This is a genomic window from Streptomyces sp. NPDC005955, assembly GCF_042871255.1.
Classification (GTDB): Bacteria; Actinomycetota; Actinomycetes; order Streptomycetales; family Streptomycetaceae; genus Streptomyces.
Window position 1 is genome coordinate 1 of the sequence record NZ_JBIAIF010000041.1, and the last position, 1,410, is coordinate 1,410.

The window sequence follows — 1,410 nt, forward strand, 5'->3', positions numbered from 1 at the left end:
TGGTTCTGGTTCTGGTTCTGGTTCTGGTTCTGGTGTGGGTGTGGTGCCGTGGGTGGTTTCGGCGAGGTCGGTGGGTTCGTTGGAGGGTCAGTTGGAGCGTTTGGGGTGTGTGGGTGGTGTGGGTGTGGTGGATGTGGGGTGGTCGTTGTTGGAGCGTTCGGTTTTTGATGTGCGGGCTGTTTTGTTGGCGTCGGGTGGGGGTGTGGTGGAGGTTGCTCGTGGTGTGGTGGGTGGTGTGGTGGGTGGTGTGGGTGTGATGTTTTCTGGTCAGGGTGGGCAGCGGTTGGGTATGGGGCGGGAGTTGTATGGGCGGTTTCCGGTTTTTGCTCGTGCTTTTGATGAGGTGGTGGGGTGTTTTGAGGGTTTGGTTGATGTGGTGTGGGGTGATGATGAGGAGTTGTTGAGTCGGACGGTGTGGGCTCAGCCTGCTTTGTTTGCGGTGGAGGTGGGGTTGTTTCGGTTGGTTGAGTCGTTGGGTGTGCGGGTGGGGTTTGTGGGGGGTCATTCGTTGGGGGAGGTGGTGGCTGCTTATGTGGCGGGGGTGTTGTCGTTGGAGGATGCGTGTGTGTTGGTTTCGGCGAGGGCTCGGTTGTTGGAGGGTTTGCCGGATGGTGGGGTGATGGTGGCGGTGGAGGCTGGTGAGGGTGAGGTGTTGCCGTTGTTGTCGGCTGGGGTGTCGGTTGCTGCGGTGAATGGGCCTGGTTCTGTGGTGTTGTCGGGTGTTGAGGGTGAGGTGTGGGAGGTTGTGGGGCGTTTGGGTGGGCGGCGTTCTTCTCGTTTGCGGGTGTCGCATGCGTTTCATTCGCCTTTGGTGGAGCCGATGTTGGATGAGTTTCGTGCGGTGGTGGAGGGGTTGTCGTTTGGTGAGCCGGTTTTGGGTGTGGTGTCGAATGTGACGGGTGAGGTGGTGTCGGGGGGTGTGATGGGTGTGCCGGAGTATTGGGTGCGGCATGTGCGGGAGGCGGTGCGTTTTGGTGATGGTGTGGAGGCGATGGTGGGTGCGGGGGTGGGTGTGTTGTTGGAGTTGGGTCCTGGTGGTGTGTTGTCGGGGTTGGTGTCTGGGGTGGTTTCGGGGGTGTTGGCGGTTCCTGTTTTGCGGGGGGATCGTGGTGAGGTGGAGGGGTTGTTGTCGGCGCTTGGTCGGGTTTTTGTTTCGGGTGTGGATGTGGCGTGGGGTGAGTTGTTTGTGGGTGTGGGTGGGTCTCGGGTGGAGTTGCCTACGTATGCGTTTGAGCGGGAGCGTTTTTGGTTGGAGTCGGGTGGGGTGGGTGATGTGGGTGCTGTGGGGTTGGAGGTTTTGGGGCATGGGGTGTTGGGGGCGGGTGTGGAGTTGGCGGGGTCGGGTGGGTGGTTGTTCACTGCGCGGTTGTCTTCGCACACCCATCCCTGGCTTAACGAACACCGCGTCGG

Annotated in this window: 1 protein-coding gene; it reads left to right on the plus strand. The window is 60.8% G+C overall.

All coding sequences use genetic code 11. The features are described from left to right. Window positions 1-118: 118 nt before the first annotated feature. A partial coding sequence (locus tag ACFYOU_RS33310; protein ID WP_391311055.1) for an acyltransferase domain-containing protein occupies window positions 119-1,410 on the plus strand: 1,292 nt, incomplete at its 3' end.